Raw genomic sequence first — 20,138 nt, 5'->3', positions numbered from 1 at the left:
AGGTAAAACCTTGTTTCACGGACGCATCCCTGCCTTGCCAACCCCGGGCCCTGCCCCTACCATGGTGTTAACCCTCGATCGAGGGTGGGGGTGACAACCGGTTGCCTCCGCCACGGCCAGGAAGGGGTCACACAATGACCGCTCAAAAGTCTGAATCATCATCGTCGCTGGACAAGTTTGGACTGGCCCACCCGACAGGTGGCACGCCGGACAAACACTCACGCGCTGATTTGATCCATCACTGGGTGCCGATTCGCGATCTGAAGCCCCACCACCGGCGGCGAATCCTTGACCATCTGCTCTCGCTGAACGAGCACGATCGCTACCTGCGCTTTGGCTTTCTGGCACCCCTGGAGCAATTGTCCAGGTATGTGGCCTCCATTGATTTCCGCCGCGACGAGGTGTTCGGCATTTTCAGCCGGCGCCTGCAGCTTCTGGCCGTGGCCCACCTGGCGGCCATGCCCCGCGGGCATGTGCGGGGATCGGCCATGGAATTTGGCGTGTCGGTGCTGCCCGAAGGCCGAGGCAAGGGGCTTGGCCTGCGGCTGTTCCAGCACGCAATCACCCATGCCCGCAATCGAGGGGCCAGCCACCTGGTCATCCATGCTCTGACCGAAAATGCGCCCATGCTGCGCATTGCCACCAAAGCGGGCGCCACGGTCGAACAGTTTGGCCAGGACACTGAGGGTTGGCTGAAGTTACCCAAGGACACGGTGGCCACCCATTTGGAAAGCTCCTTGCAATCCATGGCGGCCGAGGCCATTTACCGGGTCAAATATTGGACGGCACATTTCAGCGATTGGCTGAGGATGCTGGTGTCTTCCGCGTCGTGAAAACGGGCTCCCGCGTTCGAGCGCCCCTTTCTTGGGGGTTGGAACATCGGCAAAACTGAGTACTATTACCACCACTTATTCAAGGGGTAGTATGCAGTTGGATCCGTTGCTGATAGGCGTCATGGTGCTGGCCGCGACCGCGGGTGTGCTGCTGGGCGTCGTCTCGCAACGTCGCCGCCCGGCCAGCCAACGCGAGTGGCCACGGCGCTGGAACCTCAACGCCCGCCCCATATTTACCACCGACGAGCGCATCCTGTTCAAGGAACTGCGCGCGGCCCTGCCCAACCACGTCGTGCTGGCCAAGTTGAATCTGCTGCGCTTTTGTCAAGCGGCCGATGAGTTCGAAGCCCGGAGCTGGTATGACCGGCTGCACACCTTGCACGTGTCGTTCGCGGTCTGCACGCCCAACGGGAGCGTGGTGTCGGTGATCGACATCGAATCGCCCAACAAGGCGTCATCGGCACGATCGCAGCGCATGAAGGAGGCCGTGCTGGAGGCTTGCCGCGTGCGCTATGTGCGCTGCCGCCCAGGGCAATGGCCGCACCAGGCCCTGATCGCGGCGTGGGCGCTGGGCCACAGCCAGATTGGGCCCGCACCCAACACGATCAGCGATTCACTGCACGATGCCAATGACGAGGTAGCGCGCAAGTTGCGCCAGCGCCGCGCCGAGCGGGCCGCGCGCTGGGCCGAGTCCAGCTTTGCACAGGACTCGTTCTTTGCGTTTGACAGCCGCCTGGAGGGAAGCCTTCACACGGAGCCGACGCCGCTTCAGGTGTCTGGCAAACGGTGAAAGCCCCCGCCCATCAGGCCATCACGCGGCCAAGAGGGCGTTGACCCGGCGCACATAAGCCGCCGGATCGTCCAGGTGCCCACCTTCGGCCAGCATGGCCTGGTCGAACACGATGTGGGCCAAATCATCGAATTGCTCGCTGGTGTCGAGCTTCTTGAGCAAGGCATGTTCGGGGTTCACCTCGAGCACGGGCAAGCTGGTCGGCGCCTCCTGCCCTGCTTGCTTGAGCAAACGGGCCAGGTGCCCACTGATGTCACCTTCTTCCACGACCAGACACGCGGGTGAATCCACCAGGCGGGTGGTCACGCGCACGTCCTTGGCCTTGTCCTTCAGAGCGGTTTTCAGGCGCTCGAGCAAAGGCTTGAAGGCGGTCGCGGCTTCTTCGGCCTTCTTCTTTTCTTCCTCGTCTTGCAGTGTGCCCAGATCGACGGCGCCCTTGGCCACGCTTTGCAGTGGCTTGCCTTCGAACTCGAAAAGGTGGGAGAGCATCCACTCGTCAACGCGGTCGACCAGCAGCAAGACTTCGATGCCCTTCTTGCGGAAGATCTCCAGTTGCGGGCTGCTCTTGGCGCCGGCCAAGGTTTCGGCGGCCAGCACGTAGATGGCGGCCTGGCCTTCCTTCATGCGGCTGACGTAGTCAGCCAGCGACACGCCTTCGTCGGCGTGCGTGGAGGCAAAGCGGAAGAGCTTGGCCAAGCGTTCGCGGTTGGCGAAGTCTTCACCAATGCCTTCCTTCAAGACCGAACCGAATTCTTTCCAGAAGCTCGCGTACTGGTCTTTCTTGGCCTGGTCTTCGTTGTTCGCCAGGTCCTCCAGCATCGACAACACACGCTTGGTGCAGCCTTCGCGGATGACCTTGACGTCGCGGCTTTCCTGCAGGATTTCGCGGCTGACATTCAAAGGCAAGTCGGCGCTGTCGACCACGCCCTTGATGAAGCGCAAGTAGGACGGCAGCAGGGCTTCTGCGTCGTCCATGATGAAGACGCGCTTGACGTAGAGCTTAAGGCCACCGCGCTTCTCGCGGTTCCACAGGTCGTGCGGGGCGTGGGCAGGCACGTAGAGCAGCTGAGTGTATTCGCTGCGGCCTTCAACGCGGTTGTGCGTGTAGGCCAATGGTGCCTGGCTGTCATGGCTGATCTGCTTGTAGAACTCCTGGTATTGCTCTTCGGTAATCTCGCTCTTGGAGCGCGTCCACAGGGCGGCGGCCTGATTGACGGTGTCCCACTCGTCCTTGAGGACTTGCTCTTGTTTTTCCTGGTCCCATTCTTCCTTTTGCATCAGGATGGGCAGGGAGATGTGGTCCGAGTATTTATTGATGATGCTGCGCAGTTTCCAGCTGGACAGGAACTCGTCTTCGCCTTCGCGCAGGTGCAGGATCACGTCGGTGCCACGGGAGGGCTTGTCGATGGCTTCGACTTCGAAGTCGCCAGCGCCTTCGCTGGTCCAGCGCACGCCTTCGGAAGGCGAGGCGCCAGCACGGCGGGTTTCGACGGTGAGGCGGTCGGCCACGATGAAGCCGCTGTAAAAGCCCACGCCGAACTGTCCGATCAGTTGCGAATCTTTTTGCTGATCGCCTGATAGCTTGCCCATGAACTCCTTGGTGCCGCTCTTGGCGATGGTGCCCAGGTGGTCAATGGCCTCTTGCGAGCTCATGCCGATGCCGTTGTCGCGGATCGTGATGGTGCGGGCAGCTTTGTCGACCAGCACGCGCACTTCCAGGTTGGGCGCGTCCTCGTACAGGCCGCTGTTGTCCAGAGCTTCAAAACGGAGCTTGTCGCAGGCGTCAGACGCATTGGAAATCAACTCGCGCAGGAAGATTTCCTTGTTGGAATACAGCGAATGGGTGACCAGGTGCAGCAATTGCTTGACCTCGGCCTGGAATGAAAGCGTTGTTTTGTCCATGGTCTATTTTTAATGTGGGCAACAAAGAAGCCCAGAAGATAAGGCAGCCGCCGCGGATTTCAAGGCCCCACGCCGCAAATCATCGTCATGTGCGATGACTTCGGGCCATGGAACAATGAGACGAATGACGGGTAGGTCGCCCGGGTAAAAAATGCCAGGCAACTGATTAACCATGTCACTTCGATTTCTAGACGGCGGTGGCGCCATGGGCGCCTTGATCCGAAACCGGGATTGGGCAAGCACCCCTCTGGGCCGGCCGGCCGACTGGCCGCAACCACTCAAGACCATCGTGGGCGTCATGCTGGGGGCCAACCAGGCCATGTTCGCGGCCTGGGGGCCACAGCAGGTCATGTTCTACAACGACCTGTACGCCGACATTCTGGGCGGCCACCACCCTGCAGCATTGGGGCGCCCCTTCGCCGAGGTCTGGTACGACATCATTGATGAAGTTGGCCCCATCATGGCGAAGGCCTACGCTGGCGTGCCCACGTCGATGGACGACATCGAACTGACCATGCTGCGCCATGGCCGCGCCGAAGAAACCCACTTCTCGTTTTTCTACACCCCGCTGCGCGATGAAAACGGCGAGGTTCAAGGCGTTTTCTGCGCCTGCAACGAGATCACCGCCCAGGTTTTTGCGGAACGTGAGCGGGTGGCCGAACTGCAGCGCTTCCGCGGCTTGTTCGAGCAATCACCCAGCTTTGTGGCGGTGCTGCGGGGGCCTGAGCACGTCTTCGAGCTGGCCAATCCGGCTTACCTGAAAATCGTTTCGCGCCAGGACATTGTGGGCAAAACGGTGTTGCAGGCCCTGCCCGAAGTCGCCGAGCAAGGCTTCGTGAGCTTGCTGGACGAGGTGTACCGCAGCGGCAAGCCCTTCCTGGGCCGGGCGGTGCCGGTGCTCCTGTCCAGCCAACCTGGCATGCCCCCCGAGCGCCGTTTCCTTGACTTTGTCTATCAACCCATCCACGACAAGCCAGGCCTGGTCAGCGGCATTTTTGTGGAGGGCGTAGACGTGACCGCCACGCACGAGGCGGCCCAGGCACTGGCGGCCTCGAACGACCAATTGGCCCGGGCGCAAGCGGCCGGCGGCGTGGGTATTTTCACCTTGGACCTGATCCGGAACGTGCTGACGGTGACACCAGAGATGTGCCGCATTTTTGGCCTGCCCGAGCAATCGACCATGGCGCCAGAAATCGTCGAGCAACTGGTCATCGCTGAGGACGCGGAAAGGGTGTCGAGCCTGGCCACGCGCGCCCGCGGCGATCTGCCCCTGAAAACCGAATACCGCATACGCCGCCCGGACAACGGCCAGATCCGCTGGATCGCCCGATCCGCCGAGTTCCAGTGTGACGAGCAAGGACGGCGCGTTCGATTAGTGGGCGTGGTCCAGGACGTGACCGAGCGCCACCAAGCTGAACAGGTTCTGCGCGAAAGCGAAGAAAAATTCCGCACCTTTGCCCAGGTGATGCCCAACCACGTGTGGACCTCGCCACCCAGCGGCGAGCTGGACTGGTTCAACGAGCAAACCCTGGCTTACAGCGGTTTGGACCACGATCAACTGGCTGGCGAGGGTTGGGCGCGGATCGTGCACCCTGACGACCTGCAACGCGCCAGCCTGGCGTGGATGCAAGCCTTGTCCAGCGGCCAGATCTACGAGATCGAGTTCCGCATCCGCCGCGCCGATGGCGCCTACCGCTGGCACCTGGTGCGCGCCCACCCGATCCGGTCTGTGGATGGGGCCATTACCCGCTGGATCGGCACCAACACCGACATCGAAGACCAGCGACTGGCGCGCGAAGCGCTGCTGGCCATGAACGCCACCCTGGAGCAACGCATCGAGGAACGCACCGCAGAGCGCGACCGCGTCTGGCGCAACTCTCAGGATTTGCTGGTCGTGGTGAGCGGCGACGGTATCTTCCGCGACGTCAACCCGGCATGGACACGCATCCTGGGCTTCAGCCGCGAAGAGATCATGGGACAGCACGTGGCCGGCCTGATCCACCCGGACGACCAGGAAGCCACACGCAATGCCCTGAGCTACGCCACCCACGATGTGCTGACCCAGTTCGAAAACCGCTTCAAGCACAAGGATGGCGGCCACCGGTGGTTCTCATGGACGGCGTCACCCGACAGCAATGGCCTGGTCTATGGCAACGGCCGCCACATCACCGCCGAGAAGGAAGCCGAAGCCGCACTGGAGCGCACCCAAGACGCCCTGCGCCAGGCGCAGAAAATGGAGGCCATCGGGCAGTTGACGGGCGGCATCGCGCACGATTTCAACAACGTGTTGCAGGTCATTGGCGGCAACTTGCAACTGCTGCGAGAAGCCACACGGCACGATGAATCCCTGCAACGCCGTGTCGAGGCCGCCGTGGCGGGCGTGGACCGGGGCGCCAAACTGGCTTTGCACCTGCTGGCGTTCGCACGCAAACAGCCCCTCGCACCCGACGTGCTCAACATCGGCCTTCGACTACCGGACCTGGATGACATGTTGCGGCGAGTGCTGGGCGATGCCATCGAGTTGAAAACCAACATCGGCCCCCGCCTTTGGAACATCTTTGCCGACCCGCACGGCCTGGAAAACGTTTTGCTCAACTTGGCCATCAATGCACGTGATGCCATGGGCGGCGCGGGCAGACTGACCCTGGAAGTCGACAACGTGAGCCTGGGGGATGACCATGCCCAGGACCCCTTGGATGCACAGCCTGGCCAATACGTGATGATCGCCGTGTCGGACACCGGCAGTGGCATGCCTCCGGACGTCCTGGAGCGCGTTTTCGAGCCATTCTTCACCACCAAGGCGGAGGGCCACGGCACGGGCTTGGGCCTGAGCATGGTCTACGGCTTCATCAAACAAAGCGGAGGCCATGTCAAGATCGACAGTGACGTGGGCCAAGGCACCACCGTCAAACTCTACCTTCCACGCTCACATGAGATCCAGGAAACCATGTTGCCCGAATTCAGCGGCCCCGTGACCGGCGGGGATGAAACCATCCTGGTGGTCGAAGACGACGCGCAGGTGCGGGAAACCGTGGTGGCGCTCTTGTCGGAGCTGGGCTACTCCGTCCTGAAATCGTCGGACGCCACCAGCGCCCTGTCGATCCTGCAAAGCGGCGTGCCGATTGACCTGCTGTTCACCGACGTCGTCATGCCCGGCACCTTGCGCAGCCCCGAGTTGGCCCAACTGGCCCGCGAGTTGCATCCCGACATCGAAGTGCTGTTCACCTCGGGCTACACCGAAGATGCCATCGTGCATGGTGGCCGGCTTGACCCTGGCGTGGCCTTGTTGAGCAAGCCTTATCGCCGCGAAGACCTGGCCCGCAAGATTCGGCACATGTTCGTGAACCGCAAGTTCGCCGCCACCCTCAAAGCGCACGTCAAGGCCAACCGCGCTGAAAACTTGGCTGCAAACATCGCCAAATCCGAGGCCGCGACAAGCTCTGGCAGCGCCCCTGCAGGCCTGCGCATCCTGGTGGTCGAGGATGAAGAGGATTCCTTGCGTTCCTTGCTGGAGATTTTCGAGTTGTCGGGCTACGCGGCCGTCGGGGCGCCATCCGCAGAACACGCACTTGAACTGCTGGACAAGGCCAAGTTCGATGTGCTGATGACCGACATCAGCCTGCCCGGCATGTCTGGACGAGAGTTCGCCGCCCTGGCCCGCGAGCGCCAACCCTTGAAAGTGATCTTCGCCAGCGGCTACGGCCCGCGCAAGGATGAACTCGTGGACGCGGTCTGGCTGCAAAAGCCATTTGACTTCGATGTGCTGTTCGCCCTGCTGGAAGAACTGGCTCGGCGCTGCCCACCTTAACAACATCACGAATAATTTTTTGATAGCGCCAGAAATCCGGCGTATAATCTTGGGCTCAGTGGCGCTTTAGCTCAGTCGGTTAGAGCGATGGAATCATAATCCACAGGTCCGCGGTTCGAATCCGTGAAGCGCCACCAAACGAATTTGGTACCAAGGCAAGTTCCCCGACAAGGGGTGCAAACCTTGGCATCACTTGAAAGCCCCTCTAAGGGGCTTTTTTCTTTGGCGGACTCAACCTCCTGGGTGTTGCCGCCGGCCACGCCCCGCCAGACACTGCCCCATCGTCATCTCACCTGATGGAGGCCACATGTTGCGGTATCTATGTCTGCTCTTTGCCTTGATCGCGCTGCCCACGGCATTGTTCGCTCAGGTGTGCTGCCCCAGCGGGTGCGTCCAGGATGGCAACAAGTGTGTGACCACGGGCCCCTCGCCGGTGCCGTGCCACAGGGTGGCTTGCCAACCCCCTCCGCCGCCAAGACCCAGCACCGACAGGTATCCGCCTGGGACCGTTGCCGTCCCCATCCTTCCGGCCCCCAGAAGCTCCGGCATGTGTTGCGATCCAACCCGCCGTCCTGGCGGCAGTTACTCACAGACTTGCCGTGACTACGAAATGCGTTGCCACTATGAGAATCAGCTGCTGGCAACTTGCAAGGACCGCCGAGGACGTGATGTGCGCACGGCCTTGCCCAATGTGTCCACCTGCAAAAGGATCGAAAACGAGAACGGTCAAATGAAGTGCCGAAAGCGTTCACCTCGCCCACCTGCGGCCTGCATGTGAGCACCGCCGATTGGTACACGCCTGGGTATCATTCCAGGCATGAAAGCCGCGCCCATCCCTGAACATGACCAGCAGCGCCTGCAAGCCTTGCGCGAGTTGCTGATCCTCGACACGCCGGCGGAAGAGCGCTTTGACAAGCTGGTGGCCTTTGCCGCTGGCGAATTCGACGTGCCAATCGCCTTGATCTCGCTGGTGGATGAAAACCGCCAGTGGTTCAAAGCCAAGGTGGGGCTGGCGGTGTGCGAGACGTCGCGCGAGATTTCCTTTTGCGGGCATGCCTTGGAATCAAGCGATTTTTTGATCGTTCCTGACACGCTCGCGGACGAACGCTTCAATGACAACCCCCTGGTCACCGGCGCGCCCTTCATCCGGTTTTATGTGGGGGCGCCGCTCGTGCTGCCCTCGGGCCACGTCGCCGGCACCCTGTGCCTGATCGACCAGAAGCCACGCCAGTTGGACCCGCTCGACCTGTCCATTTTGGGCGCGCTGCGCGACTTGGCATTGCACGAGTTGGCCGGAGAGCGCCGTGGCATCTGACCGCAGCGCCAAGCGCTTTTCCATCCTGCTGGTCGAGCCTTATTCGGTGGTGCGCAGCACCGTCATCTCGGTCGCCCGCGGCCTGGACATCGTCGACATCCACGAAGCCCCCAGCATTGACGCCGCAGCCCCCTTGCTGCGTGCCCGCGCCTTCGACGGCTTCGTGATTGCCCTGGGCAACGAGGGGGCCGGGTTGGCCCTGATCCGCCTCATCCGTGATGGGGGCACGTCCAGCCCCAGCACGGCGGCGGTGGCCGTCACCACCGAGCGCGTGGACCCGGAAAGCATCGCGGCGTTCAAGAAACTGGACGTCAAACGCGTGCTGCTCAAGCCCTTCAAGGTAAAAACGATTTTGGAAACCATCACCGCCTTCGCGCAACCCATCCGGCACACCGAACCCTCATGACTTTGCCCGCCCTGATCCTGGCCGCCGGACGTGGCGAGCGCATGCGCCCGTTGACTGACCACACCCCCAAGCCCTTGATCAAGGTGCGGGGCAAACCTTTGATTGAATGGCACCTTGAAGCCCTGGCCCGCGATGGCGTGCGCGAGGTGGTGATCAACACCGCCTGGCTGGAGGAGCAGTTCCCAGCCGCCCTGGGTGATGGCTCACGGTGGGGCTTGCAACTCCGCTATTCCATGGAAGGCCGCGACCACGGCGGCGCACTTGAAACCGCCGGCGGCATGGCCAAGGCCCTGCCCCTGCTGGGCGACGTCTTCTGGGTGCTGGCGGGTGATGTTTTCGCCCCGGACTTCACTTTCAACGACCAAACAGCGCAGCGCTTTGCCCACGGCAAGGATTGGGCGCACCTGTGGATGGTCGGCAACCCGCCGCACAACCCCAGCGGCGACTTTGCCCTGTCACCCGAAGGTCGGGTGCTGCGCAAAGACCAGGCACCCCCGGCAACACCGTGCTGGACCTACTCCACCATTGGCCTTTACCGCGCCGCGATGGTGGACGGCGTGATGGTAGGCAGCCGGGCAGCGCTTCGCCCTTGCCTGGAAAGGGCCATTGACCAAGGGAGCTTGAGCGCGGAAATCCATGACGGCCAATGGGTTGATGTAGGTACGCCTGCACGGCTGGCCGAGTTGAACATGGCCTAAGGGGTTGGCTTTCGCCCTTGTCAAGTGCAGAAAATGCCTCGTATTGCGCAGAATCACGCATTTTTTTGTTTCCAAATGCCACAACGTGACTTTCTGCACCGAGGAAAATTAAGTAGTTCCCCTAGCAAACGGTTACACAATCGGTAGAACCCTATAGGCGCCACTTCGACAGATCGATAGAGTGCAACGGTCGATGAGGTACGCCGGTCGCCTTTTTGACGTTGAGGAATCTTCGAAAAAAGACCGTATTCACAGTGGAGAAATTAAATGAAATTTGCATTGAAAACCTTGGTGGCCACGGCTGCATTTGTGGCTGCTGGCGTCGCTAGCGCTACTCCTTACGCTGGCACCTGGAGCGTTGTCTCCGGCACGGGCGGCCTGACTTTCTCGGCTGACGCTCTGTCGGCTCTGAGCGCTTCTGGCTCCAGCGTGATCACCGCTGCAACCATCCCCACCATCGCTGGCCTGCCCAACGCTGGTGCCGCCAACACGGCCGTGTACACCAAGGCCACGGGCAACGTCAGCCTGACTTTCAGCGATGCCACCATCACCGGTGACGCACTGACCTCGCTGCAAGCCGCCAACTCGCTGGTGCAAATCCGCCGCACGACGTTCAACGACGACGAAACCACGACCACCCGCAGCGTGTTCATGGGCGACTTCGACGTCAACCTGAGCAACTCCACGATTTTCGCCAATCTGTACTCGCGCACTGACGCTGGTGCTCTGGTGAGCTACGGCAAGCAAGCCATCTTCACGGCTGACGTTCCTGGCGTTGTTGGCGGCACGGGCGGCAACATCGAAGTCACCAGCGTTGCTCCCGATGGCACCGCCACTGGCAATGCCAGCGGCAGCCTGGCTGGCAGCCTGCGCATGAACGCTGGCACGGCTGACACCATCCTGACGGCCCTGGGCCTGTCGACCTCGGCCACTGACCCGGTCGCCATCCTGGTGCGCACCGCCAACTGGGGCACGACCCAAGCTGGTGGCGTGTTCACTGCTCCTCCCGCAGTGCCTGAGCCATCGACCTACGCCCTGTTGGGTGCAGGCCTGCTGGCCGTTGGCGCCATGGCTCGTCGCCGCAAGGCTGCCTGATTGGCATTGAATCCGGTTTCGGCCGGGTTCTGAGCATGCAAAGCCGTCCTGGCGCCAGGACGGCTTTTTTCATGCCGAAAACACGCTACTAACCCTGTCAGGGGAAGCCTTACGCCCATGGCGCCCGAGTGTCCCTAGAATGGCACCATCGCCGAGGGTTCAGTAGCCTCGACAACCTTAAACGGAGCCTTACACATGAAGTTCGCATCTAAAAGCATCCTCGCCGTCGCCGCTTTCATGGCCGCTGGCGCCGCCAGCGCCGCCTCCGGCTACGTCTGGAACGCAGGCACCGGCACGGGTGGCTTGACCTTCTCCGCTGACGCGCTGTCGGCCCTGAGCGCCTCTGGCTCCACCATCGTCACGGCCGCCACCATCCCCACCATCACCGGCCTGCCCGGTGCTGGCGCCGCCAATACCGCGATCTACAACAAGTCCACGGGCAATGTCAGCCTGGCCTTCAACAACGCCACTGGTGTGGGCGACACGTTGACCTCGCTGCAAGCCGCCAACTCGCTGGTGCAGATCCGCCGCACGACGTTCAACGACGACGAAACCACGACCACCCGCAGCGTGTTCATGGGCAATTTCGACGTCAACCTGACCAACTCCACCATCTTCGCCAACCTGTACTCGCGCACCGACTCCGGCGCCCTGGTCAGCTACGGCAAGCAAGCGATCTTCACGGCCGACGTTCCTGGTGTCGTGGGTGGCACCGGTGGCAACATCGTGGTTGATGGCGTCTCGGGTGGCATTGCCACCGGCCATGCCAGCGGCAGCCTGGCAGGCAGCCTGCGCATGAACGGCACCACGGCCAACACCGTGCTGTCGGCCCTGGGCTTGTCCACCGCCGCCACTGACCCTGTGGCCACCCTGGTCCGCACGGCCAATTGGGGCACCACCAGCGCCTCGGGCACCTTCACGGCCCCGGCTGTTCCCGAACCCTCCACCTATGCCATGATGGGCATGGGCTTGCTCGGCATCGCTGCCATGCGCCGCCGCCTGACCAAGGGCTGATATCCTCTCCCTCAAAGAGCCGCCCACCCGGGCGGCTTTTTTTCGTCCAGAGGAAACAAGTTGCTGCCCTCCAGGCTAACCCTGCGCCATCATCCAAGCGCCCAAGACGTATTCCCACCACCGCCAGCCAGCGTCGCTGTAAAATCAGGGTCTCATTCACAGCCCCTGGATCTAAACCATGCCCCGCTGTCTGTTGACGGCCTCGGTCGCCTTGACCCTGGCCGTTCCCGTTTTGGCATCTGCACAAATGCAGATCCATCGCAATTTCCCAGCCAACGCCTTGCGCGGCGAACTGGTCGTCGGCATACCGCCCGAGATCAAGCTCAATGGCAAGGATGCGCGCCTGTCACCGGGCTCCCGCATCCGTGGGACCAACCAGATGCTCCTGATGTCTGGCGCCATCACTGGTGAAAAGCTGATCGTCAATTACACGGTCGAGCAATACGGCCTGGTGCAAGACGTGTGGGTGCTGCGCCCTGAGGAAATCAAGAAGCTGTGGCCCAAGACCCCGCTGGAGGCCGCCACGTGGTCCTTCGATCCCATTGGACAGACCTGGACCAAGCCCTGAGTAGTTTCCCATGAGCAACCCCGCCACCCCCACCAAAGCAAGCAAGAAGGTCTACATCAAGACCTACGGCTGCCAGATGAACGAGTACGACTCGGGCAAGATGTCCGACGTCATGAACGCCGCCCAGGGCTATGAGCCCACCAATGACCCCGAGCAGGCCGACCTGATCCTGTTCAACACCTGCTCGATCCGCGAGAAGGCGCAAGAGAAGGTCTTTTCCGACCTGGGCCGCGTCAAGCACTTGAAAGAGCGTGGCGTGATGATCGGCGTGGGCGGTTGCGTGGCCAGCCAGGAAGGCGCGGCCATCATCGAGCGCGCGCCTTACGTGGACGTGGTGTTCGGCCCGCAAACGTTGCACCGCCTGCCCGCCATGCTGGACAAGCGCCTCAGCTCGCGCCGCCCGCAGGTGGACATCAGCTTCCCCGAGATCGAGAAGTTCGACCACCTCCCGCCACCACGCAAGGAGGGCGCTTCGGCCTTCGTGTCGATCATGGAAGGCTGCTCCAAGTACTGCAGCTATTGCGTGGTGCCCTACACGCGCGGCGAAGAAGTCTCGCGCCCGTTTGAAGATGTGCTGACCGAAGTGGCCGACCTGGCCGACCAAGGCGTGAAAGAGATCACGCTGCTGGGCCAGAACGTGAACGGCTATCGCGGCACCATGGGCGGCACCGCCGAGATTGCCGATTTCGCGACCTTGCTGGAATACGTGGCCGAGATGCCCGGCGTGGAGCGCATCCGCTACACCACCAGCCACCCCAACGAGTTCTCACAGCGCCTGATCGACGTCTATGGGAAGACCGACAAGCTGGTGAACCACGTGCACCTGCCCGTGCAGCATGGCTCGGACCGCATCCTGATGGCGATGAAGCGCGGCTACACCTCGCTGGAATTCAAGAGCACGATCCGCAAACTGCGCGCCGTGCGTCCCACCATCAGCTTGTCATCGGATTTCATCGTCGGCTTCCCGGGTGAGACCGACGAGGACTTCGACAAGATGATGAAGCTGGTGCACGACCTGGAGTTCGATGCCTCGTTCAGCTTCATCTTCAGCGCGCGGCCCGGCACGCCAGCCGCCAACCTGGAAGACACCACACCGCAGGATGTGAAGCTCAAGCGTTTGCAGCACCTGCAAGGCGTACTGGACACGCACGTGACGCGATTCAGCGAAGCGCTGGTGGGCAAGACGCAGCGCATCCTGGTGGAAGGCCCGAGCCGCAAAGATGCCACCGAGTTGATGGGCCGCACCGAGTGCAACCGCATCGTCAATTTCCCCGGTGGCCCGAACATGGACCGCCTGATCGGTCAGTTGATCGACGTGACCATCACCCAGGCTTATCCGCACTCGTTGCGGGCCGAAGTGCTGGTGGCCTGAACAGGCCTGCTCAAATCCCCATCTTGCCCAGCGTGTCCATGACGTCGCGCAGGGTGGTGGACAGATAGGGGTGCTCGGCCGAGAAACGGGCATCGATGGCCTGCGTGCGCTCGTTGAGGCTGGAGACCAGGTCGTCTTCGGGTTGTTCGTTCGCGGCCAGGGCGGACTGGATGTCGCGGTCCAGTGACTTGAGCAACTGCTGGAGTTCGGGATCGAGCTTGCCGCCCGACTCCAGTTCGCGTTGCAATTGCGCCATCGCGGTTTTCAGCTTGTTGGTGTCCATGGTCAAACTCCTTGTTCAAGCCATCGTAGCTCAGACTGCCTCGGACAGGGCCTTGCAAAGTGCGTCAACGTGCTCCAAGGTGTGCGCTGCCGACAAGGATATCCGCAAGCGGGCGGTGCCGGAAGGCACGGTGGGCGGACGGATGGCGGGCACCCACAAGCCCTGCCGGTCCAGGTGGTCCATCACTGCCAGCGCGTCGGCGTTGCTGCCAATGATCAAGGGCTGAATCGCGGTCTCGGAGGGCAGCAGACGCCAGGCCGGCTGCAGCTTCAAGCCTGTGCGCAAGCGGTGCCGCAACTGGGCCAGGTGCTCGCGACGCCCGCCCTCTTCCTGAATCACGCGCAGACCGGCCCGCACAGCCTCGGTCAGCATGGCCGGTGCGGCCGTGGCGAACATGTAGGTGCGCGCCCTTTGCACCAACCAGTCGACCAGGGTAGGCTCGCCCGCCACGAAGGCACCTGCCACGCCCGCAGCCTTGCCCAGCGTGGCCATGTAGATCAAGCGGTGCAAACGGCCCTGCCACCCGGGTTGGATGCCACCGCGCCCGGCGATGCCCCAGTGCGCCAGAGTGCCCTCGCCATGCTCACCGAGGACGCCAAAGCCATGGGCATCGTCGACCATCAGCCAGGCATCGTGGCGCTCGCACAAGGCCAGCAAGGCGGGGATGTCGGCGATGTTGCCATCCATGCTGAACACCGCGTCGGTGAGCACCAATTTGCGCCGGGCGGTGCTGGCCTGCAAGGCCGCGTCCAATGCGGCCAGGTCACCATGGGGCACCACCTGCACATCGGCCCGCGACAAACGTGCGCCGTCGATCAGGCAGGCATGGTTCAAGGCATCGGAGAAGACCGCATCGCCACGGCCCACCAGCGCGGGGATGACGCCCACATTGGCCATGTAACCGGACACGAAAGACACGGCGCGCGGCAGGCCTACCATGGCCGCCAACTCCAGCTCCAGCGCCTCATGCGATGGGCTGTGGCCACACACCGAGGGCGAGGCCGTGGCACCCACGCCATAGCGCGCCGCGGCCTGCTGTGCGGCCAGGATCAAGGCCGGATGTTGTGACAAACCGAGGTAGTCGTTGCTGCCAAAGGACAGGCGCGACTGGCCATTGATCAGGTAGGTGGTGCCGCGCACATGCTCCTGGTCGGGCAACAAATCGGCAGGTGGCAAGAGGGGCGAGACCTCGCGGCGCTGGCGCAGCAAATGCGCTTGCGCCAGCTCGGCCAACTCGGGGGCAAAGAGGGGCGAAGAAGACATCGTGCAAGCGTACCAGCCCGCACGGTGCTTCAGACCAGGCAGCGGGCCAGGCGCGCCACCGCTTCACCGATCTGCGCCGGTGACAAGGTGACGAACGACAGGCGCATGGTGTTGGCAGGCGCCGGCGCATGGCCGGCGTAGAACGAGGCGCCCGGCACATACGCCACGCCCGCTTCCACCGCCAGCGGCAAGCGCTGCAAGGTGTCAATGTGGCCGGGGCGGCAGGTCACCCAGAAAAACATGCCACCCTGCGGCAGTTGCCAGGTGCAGCCTGGGGGCAGGCATCGGCTCAAAGCCGCCGCCATGGCATCGCGTTGGGCGCGGTAACGGGCACGCACCGTGTCCAGGTGGGCCTCCAGGTCAAAGCCTGACTCCAACAACTGCACGATGATGCGCTGATTGAGCACTGGCGTGTGCAGGTCGCTGGCCTGCTTGGCCTGCAAAAACTTGGCCCGCAAGGCCTGGGTGCCGGGATGATCACCGCTGGGTGTGACGATGTAGCCCACGCGCAAGCCCGGCGCCAGCACCTTGGAGAAAGACCCCAGGTAGATCACTTGTTCGGGCGCATGCGTGGCCAAGGGCGGCGGTGGCGGTTGGTCGAACCACAACTCGCCATAGGGGTTGTCTTCCACCACGGGCATGTTGCTTCGCTCGGCTTGCAAGGCGATCTCGCGGCGGCGCGCATCGCCGATGCAATGCCCGCTGGGGTTCTGGAAGCTGGGCACCAGATAAGCCAGGCGCGCCGACAAAGTCTTTGGCAAAGGTCCCAAGGCATCGGCGGCCCAGGGCTGGAACACAGGCCCATACGGTGCAAAGGCTTGCAAGGCCCCCAGGTAAGTGGGTTGCTCGACCAACACGGGCGAGCCCTCGTCCAGCATCACCTTGCCCACCAGATCCAGCCCCTGCTGCGAACCGGTGGTGATCAACACTTGCGACGCATCCACCCGCCACCCGCCCTGAGACAAACGCCGCGCAATCCACTCCCGTAAAGGCGGCAGGCCTTCGGTGGTGGCGTATTGCAAGGCCGCCGCGCCTTGGGTGGACAGCACCTGATCGCAGGCCACCTGGATGGCTTCGATCGGAAATGATTCGGGCGCGGGCAGGCCACCGGCCATCGACAGCACACCCGGCCGCTCCGTGACCTTGAGGATCTCGCGGATGGCCGATGAATTCATGCGCTGAGTGCGCTGGGCCAAAGTGAAGGTCATCAGTTCATCTCCCGTCGGGCCGCACGCTGGCCCCAGATCACCACCAGCAGCACGGCGCCGGCCACCAGCCACGTCGAGGCATCGACCACCTCCCGCAGCACCAGCACCGACAAGGCGATGGACGTGAATGGCTGCATCAACTGCAACTGGCTGACCCGCATCGGATCACGGGCCAGGGCGGCGTACCAGGCGAAGAATCCCAACCACGTGGAGATGAGCGCGACATACGCCAGCGCCGCCCAAGCTTGCCAGCTCACGGCCTGAGTGGGCCAGGCCCATGCCGTGGCCGGCAAGGTGATGGGCAAGGCCGCCACCAAGGCCCATGAAATGGCCTGAGGCGCGGGCATCTGCCGGGACAGCGCAGCCCCAGCCACGTAGGCCAACGACGCCCCCAGCATCGACACGATCAGCCAGGCATCGGCCGTCACCCAATGCCCCGAGCCATGTGAGCGCGCCACCCCCAGTGCGAAACCCAGCACCAGCGCCGTGCCCATGGCCCCTGCCAGCCAAAAGCCCCATCCGGGTTTTTGCCCCAGCCACCACGAGGCCAGCGCTGCGGTGCACAAAGGCAGCAAGCCCACGATGACCGCCGCGTGCGCCGAAGGCACCACCCGCACGGCCCAGCCCATGCACAAAGGGAAGATCAGCACCGCGCCCACCACCACGCAGGCCACCAACGGCCACTGGCCCTTCACCGGGCGGGGCGCACGCACAGCCCAGAGATAGGCCATGGCCAACAAACCGGCGATGGCCCCACGCGCCACGGCGACGAACAATGGCGGCAGCTGGGGCAGATCGACCGAACCGTTGGCCAATCGCGTCATGGGGATGGTCATGGCGAACAACAGCACCGCCAGAGCACCCAGCCAGCGTGGTGACACGGTGGGCCAGGCGAACCACGAGGTGGGGCGGACAGGGACTTGCAAGGTGGTGTTCATCTATGGCACTCTAGACCAGACACCAACACATGACCAACACACAAGGCCAGCTCATTGAACAATCTGTGCTGGTCAGGCCACCAACACATCGGCGAACATGACCACGCACCTGACCCGCGATAGCGCCCTCACCCTGACCGAGCAACTGGTGGCCCGTTTTGCCCAGCGAATCCGCCAGCACCTGCTGGCCCCGGGCTCACGCCTGCCCTCTGTTCGCGATTGCGCCAAGACCCATGGTGTCAGCCCCTACACCGTGGTCGCGGCCTACGACCAATTGCTGGCCCAAGGCCTGATCGAATCGCATCGCCAGCGCGGTTTCTTCGTGCGCCAGGCGCAGGGTGGGGCCAAGACCGGCAGCCCACCACGGGCCGCCAAAGCGCCCCACCCATTTCAGCCCAGCACGCCGATCGACGCCACCACGCTCATCAAGGGCATGTTCCACGAACCCGGCAGCCACCCCATGCCGGGCCTGGGCACCTTGCCACCGGCCTGGCTGGACGCGGCCATGCTGGGCGCCGCCTTGCGCAAAGTCACCCAGGGTGATCGCCTGCTGCCGCTCACCCTGCACTACGGTGAGCCCGCGGGCGATGCGCGGTTTCGCGAGGCCGTGTCCCGCAAGCTTGGTGAGTTCGGGATGAAGACCGATGCCGGCCAGATCATCAGCACCGTGGGGGCCACGCACGCGCTGGACGTGGTGTCGCGCACCTTGCTGCAGGCCGGTGATGCGGTGCTGGTGGACGACCCGGGCTGGGCCATTGAATTTGCGCGGCTGGCGCAGATGGGCATGCGCGTGCTGCCCGTGCCCCGCGGCCCCGATGGCCCTGACCTGGCCGTGCTGGACGCCCTGTGCAAAGCCCACCGCCCCAAGTTGTACGTGACCGTGTCGGTGCTGCACAACCCCACCAGCGCCCTGCTATCGCCCGGCCATGCACACCAGGTGTTGCGCCTGGCCGAAGCGCACGACTTCCACATCCTGGAGGACGACATCTACGCCTACCTGGCGCCCGGCCATGCCACCCGCCTGTGCGTGCTGGACGAGTTGCGCCGCACGATCTCGGTGGGCAGCTTTTCAAAGATCCTGACGCCCAGTTGGCGCGTGGGCTACATCGCCGCGCCCGCTCACCTGGTGGACCGCATCATCAACACCAAGCTGCTGACCACGCTGACCACGCCGCCCATCCTGGAGCAAGCGCTGGCGCTGTGCTTGGAGCAAGGCCAGCTGCGCCGCCACAGCGAACGCGTCATCCAGCAGCTGGACGTGGCCCGCGCGCGCTGCCTGCAACTGGCCCGGCAATCGGGTTGCCATTTCGCGGCCCAGCCGCAAGGCCTGTTCGGCTGGATGGACGTGGGTGTGGACACGGAGCGGCTGACCTTGCCCATGTTGGATGCCGGCTGGCTGATCGCGCCTGGCGCCTTGTTCCACGCACAGCGGCAGGCCAGCACCCTCATGCGCATCAACTTCGCTAGTTCGCAGGACGCGCGGTTCTGGAAAGCGCTGGTGACTGCCCGCAAGCAGGCGCAATCACCAGTCCGGGCTCAGTAAGAACGCGTCGTCAGTCAGCGCTTGAGCACCCTGGCCCGTCGCTGAAAAATCAGCGCTGTTGCCACCGGGCGTTGATGGTGTCTTCGGCTTGCCTCATCACCCGCTCGATGATGTCAGCCACCGCTGCCACATCGTGCACCAGGCCTTGCGACTGGCCGATCAATTGAACACCCTCCCGGTGGTCGCCCTGGTGGATGGCTTTGCGCATGGCCAAGGTGGCCGCACCAAAGTAGGCCACCTTGATGGCGCCCACCAGCCCATGGCGCAAGGCATCTCGCATCAATGGCCACAAGGGCGTTTTGAGCTCGCGCGCGGCCCGCCACGACCGCACGATGACCAACCCCGGGCTCAGACGGCGCGTGGTGTACTTCCGGCCCCCTGGCGTGTGCATGACGCGGCAGGGAAAGGTGTCGAAGTTGGACGAGTAAATGGTGTCCTCGGCCGGCTTGTCAATGATCAATTGCTTGGTGGCCGCGTGCACCACGCTCTCACGCGAGGCGGCAAAGCGGGTGCCCATGGCCACCGCGTCCGCGCCCAGCGCCAGCGCCGCCACCAGGCCCCGGCCATCGGCAAAGCCACCAGCGGCGATGATGGGCAAGTCGGTCATGTCGCGCACCGCGGGCACCAGCACCAGCGAGGTCACCGCCCCACCATGCGCAGCGGCTTCGTGGCCGGTCACGATCAGGCCATCCACCCCCGCGTCGATGGCGGACCTGGCGTGCTTTTCGTTGGACACGGTGGCGATGACCTTGCCGCCATAGGCGTGTGCGCCCTTCACCACCCAGTCGGCGCGCCCCATCGACACGTTGATGACCGGCACGCGCTCTTGCAAGGCCACGCGCGCGCACTCGGTGGCGCCTGGCAACAACAGGCTGCAGCCCACGCCAAAGGGCTTGTCCGTCAAGGCGCGCACCTGCTGGATGGCCCGGCGGCACTCGTCGACCGACAAGCCGCCCGAAGCCAGGATGCCCAAGCCACCGGCATTGCTCACGGCGGCCACCAACTCGGGCACGGCCACGTAAGTCATGCCAGGCAGGACGATGGGGTGCTCAATGCCCAGGAGTGTGGTGATGCGGGTCTTCATGATTGCGGCACGCAGTGT

Annotated in this window: 17 protein-coding genes and 1 tRNA gene; 12 read left to right on the top strand and 6 right to left on the bottom strand. The window is 63.4% G+C overall.

The annotated features are described in order from the left end of the window. Positions 1-134: 134 nt before the first annotated feature. Entirely contained in the window at positions 135-833 is a 699-nt protein-coding gene (locus LQ232_RS03060; protein WP_230178873.1) for a GNAT family N-acetyltransferase, read from the top strand. A gap of 91 nt (positions 834-924) precedes the next feature. Continuing rightward, the gene (locus LQ232_RS03055) at positions 925-1,623 is read left to right on the top strand and encodes a DUF2726 domain-containing protein (RefSeq protein WP_230178871.1); all 699 of its coding nucleotides are present in this window, start codon (positions 925-927) and stop codon (positions 1,621-1,623) included. 21 nt (positions 1,624-1,644) lie between these two features. Here the strand turns inward: LQ232_RS03055 and htpG are convergent, their stop codons facing one another. Further along, positions 1,645-3,525 (bottom strand): molecular chaperone HtpG, encoded by a 1,881-nt coding sequence (gene htpG, locus LQ232_RS03050; protein ID WP_230178870.1) that lies wholly within the window; start codon positions 3,523-3,525, stop codon positions 1,645-1,647. A gap of 172 nt (positions 3,526-3,697) precedes the next feature. Here htpG and LQ232_RS03045 point away from each other — a divergent pair, with 172 nt between their 5' ends. From LQ232_RS03045 to miaB, 9 genes are all read left to right on the top strand, one after another. Then, a complete protein-coding gene (locus tag LQ232_RS03045; protein WP_230178867.1) occupies positions 3,698-7,333 on the top strand; it encodes a PAS domain S-box protein in 3,636 nt (1,211 codons plus the stop codon). A gap of 60 nt (positions 7,334-7,393) precedes the next feature. Continuing rightward, positions 7,394-7,470, top strand: a tRNA-Met gene (locus tag LQ232_RS03040). 680 nt (positions 7,471-8,150) lie between these two features. Then, entirely contained in the window at positions 8,151-8,648 is a 498-nt protein-coding gene (locus LQ232_RS03035; RefSeq protein ID WP_230178865.1) for a GAF domain-containing protein, read from the top strand. Next, on the top strand, positions 8,638-9,054 hold the full coding sequence (locus tag LQ232_RS03030) for a response regulator (protein ID WP_230178859.1): 417 nt from the start codon (positions 8,638-8,640) through the stop codon (positions 9,052-9,054). Before LQ232_RS03035 ends, LQ232_RS03030 begins: the two co-directional genes overlap by 11 nt. After that, the gene (murU, locus tag LQ232_RS03025; RefSeq protein WP_305878419.1) at positions 9,051-9,752 is read left to right on the top strand and encodes an N-acetylmuramate alpha-1-phosphate uridylyltransferase MurU; all 702 of its coding nucleotides are present in this window, start codon (positions 9,051-9,053) and stop codon (positions 9,750-9,752) included. The genes LQ232_RS03030 and murU overlap by 4 nt, the downstream gene beginning before the upstream one ends. Before the next feature lie 267 nt (positions 9,753-10,019). Next, the gene (locus LQ232_RS03020; RefSeq protein ID WP_230178857.1) at positions 10,020-10,847 is read left to right on the top strand and encodes a PEP-CTERM sorting domain-containing protein; all 828 of its coding nucleotides are present in this window, start codon (positions 10,020-10,022) and stop codon (positions 10,845-10,847) included. Positions 10,848-11,042: 195 nt separating this feature from the next. Continuing rightward, positions 11,043-11,861, top strand: a complete 819-nt coding sequence (locus LQ232_RS03015) for a PEP-CTERM sorting domain-containing protein (RefSeq protein ID WP_230178855.1) — start codon at positions 11,043-11,045, stop codon at positions 11,859-11,861. Positions 11,862-12,039: 178 nt separating this feature from the next. Next, complete coding sequence (locus LQ232_RS03010) at positions 12,040-12,429, top strand: hypothetical protein (protein ID WP_230178852.1); 390 nt, start codon at positions 12,040-12,042, stop codon at positions 12,427-12,429. Positions 12,430-12,439: 10 nt separating this feature from the next. Further along, complete coding sequence (gene miaB / locus LQ232_RS03005; protein WP_230178844.1) at positions 12,440-13,801, top strand: tRNA (N6-isopentenyl adenosine(37)-C2)-methylthiotransferase MiaB; 1,362 nt, start codon at positions 12,440-12,442, stop codon at positions 13,799-13,801. A 10-nt stretch (positions 13,802-13,811) separates the two neighbouring features. Here miaB and LQ232_RS03000 read toward each other — a convergent pair whose 3' ends face one another. From LQ232_RS03000 to LQ232_RS02985, 4 genes are read right to left on the bottom strand one after another with little or no spacing between them, the layout of a single operon-like run. Continuing rightward, positions 13,812-14,084 carry a DUF4404 family protein gene (locus LQ232_RS03000; protein WP_230178841.1) on the bottom strand — a complete coding sequence of 91 codons (273 nt, stop codon included), beginning with the start codon at positions 14,082-14,084 and terminating at the stop codon, positions 13,812-13,814. Between the two features lie 30 nt (positions 14,085-14,114). Beyond that, positions 14,115-15,347, bottom strand: a complete 1,233-nt coding sequence (bioF, locus tag LQ232_RS02995; protein ID WP_230178839.1) for an 8-amino-7-oxononanoate synthase — start codon at positions 15,345-15,347, stop codon at positions 14,115-14,117. A gap of 29 nt (positions 15,348-15,376) precedes the next feature. Further along, positions 15,377-16,555 carry a PLP-dependent aminotransferase family protein gene (locus tag LQ232_RS02990; RefSeq protein ID WP_230178836.1) on the bottom strand — a complete coding sequence of 393 codons (1,179 nt, stop codon included), beginning with the start codon at positions 16,553-16,555 and terminating at the stop codon, positions 15,377-15,379. Then, positions 16,555-17,493: a DMT family transporter gene (locus LQ232_RS02985; protein WP_230178828.1), complete on the bottom strand. Its 939-nt coding sequence runs from the start codon at positions 17,491-17,493 to the stop codon at positions 16,555-16,557. The genes LQ232_RS02990 and LQ232_RS02985 overlap by 1 nt, the downstream gene beginning before the upstream one ends. A gap of 97 nt (positions 17,494-17,590) precedes the next feature. Here LQ232_RS02985 and LQ232_RS02980 point away from each other — a divergent pair, with 97 nt between their 5' ends. Next, positions 17,591-19,036, top strand: a complete 1,446-nt coding sequence (locus LQ232_RS02980) for a PLP-dependent aminotransferase family protein (RefSeq protein ID WP_230178826.1) — start codon at positions 17,591-17,593, stop codon at positions 19,034-19,036. 49 nt (positions 19,037-19,085) lie between these two features. On the opposite strand, the gene LQ232_RS02975 is transcribed toward LQ232_RS02980, so the two are convergent. Next, a complete protein-coding gene (locus LQ232_RS02975; protein ID WP_230178824.1) occupies positions 19,086-20,120 on the bottom strand; it encodes a nitronate monooxygenase family protein in 1,035 nt (344 codons plus the stop codon). Positions 20,121-20,138: the final 18 nt, after the last annotated feature.

It is taken from the genome of Aquabacterium sp. CECT 9606 (assembly GCF_918741295.1).
Lineage (GTDB): Bacteria > Pseudomonadota > Gammaproteobacteria > Burkholderiales > Burkholderiaceae_C > Aquabacterium.
The sequence above is the reverse complement of the archived record's forward strand: the minus strand, read 5'-3'. Positions and strand labels throughout refer to the sequence as shown.

What these genes read in the sequence shown, in the direction of transcription:
- LQ232_RS03060 (WP_230178873.1), top strand. Translation starts at nt 135, where the DNA reads ATGACCGCTCAAAAGTCTGAATCATCATCGTCGCTGGACAAGTTTGGA.
- LQ232_RS03055 (WP_230178871.1), top strand. Translation starts at nt 925, where the DNA reads ATGCAGTTGGATCCGTTGCTGATAGGCGTCATGGTGCTGGCCGCGACC.
- htpG (WP_230178870.1), bottom strand. Translation starts at nt 3,525, where the DNA reads ATGGACAAAACAACGCTTTCATTCCAGGCCGAGGTCAAGCAATTGCTG.
- LQ232_RS03045 (WP_230178867.1), top strand. Translation starts at nt 3,698, where the DNA reads ATGTCACTTCGATTTCTAGACGGCGGTGGCGCCATGGGCGCCTTGATC.
- LQ232_RS03035 (WP_230178865.1), top strand. Translation starts at nt 8,151, where the DNA reads ATGAAAGCCGCGCCCATCCCTGAACATGACCAGCAGCGCCTGCAAGCC.
- murU (WP_305878419.1), top strand. Translation starts at nt 9,051, where the DNA reads ATGACTTTGCCCGCCCTGATCCTGGCCGCCGGACGTGGCGAGCGCATG.
- LQ232_RS03020 (WP_230178857.1), top strand. Translation starts at nt 10,020, where the DNA reads ATGAAATTTGCATTGAAAACCTTGGTGGCCACGGCTGCATTTGTGGCT.
- LQ232_RS03015 (WP_230178855.1), top strand. Translation starts at nt 11,043, where the DNA reads ATGAAGTTCGCATCTAAAAGCATCCTCGCCGTCGCCGCTTTCATGGCC.
- LQ232_RS03010 (WP_230178852.1), top strand. Translation starts at nt 12,040, where the DNA reads ATGCCCCGCTGTCTGTTGACGGCCTCGGTCGCCTTGACCCTGGCCGTT.
- miaB (WP_230178844.1), top strand. Translation starts at nt 12,440, where the DNA reads ATGAGCAACCCCGCCACCCCCACCAAAGCAAGCAAGAAGGTCTACATC.
- LQ232_RS03000 (WP_230178841.1), bottom strand. Translation starts at nt 14,084, where the DNA reads ATGGACACCAACAAGCTGAAAACCGCGATGGCGCAATTGCAACGCGAA.
- bioF (WP_230178839.1), bottom strand. Translation starts at nt 15,347, where the DNA reads ATGTCTTCTTCGCCCCTCTTTGCCCCCGAGTTGGCCGAGCTGGCGCAA.
- LQ232_RS02990 (WP_230178836.1), bottom strand. Translation starts at nt 16,555, where the DNA reads ATGACCTTCACTTTGGCCCAGCGCACTCAGCGCATGAATTCATCGGCC.
- LQ232_RS02985 (WP_230178828.1), bottom strand. Translation starts at nt 17,493, where the DNA reads ATGAACACCACCTTGCAAGTCCCTGTCCGCCCCACCTCGTGGTTCGCC.
- LQ232_RS02980 (WP_230178826.1), top strand. Translation starts at nt 17,591, where the DNA reads ATGACCACGCACCTGACCCGCGATAGCGCCCTCACCCTGACCGAGCAA.
- LQ232_RS02975 (WP_230178824.1), bottom strand. Translation starts at nt 20,120, where the DNA reads ATGAAGACCCGCATCACCACACTCCTGGGCATTGAGCACCCCATCGTC.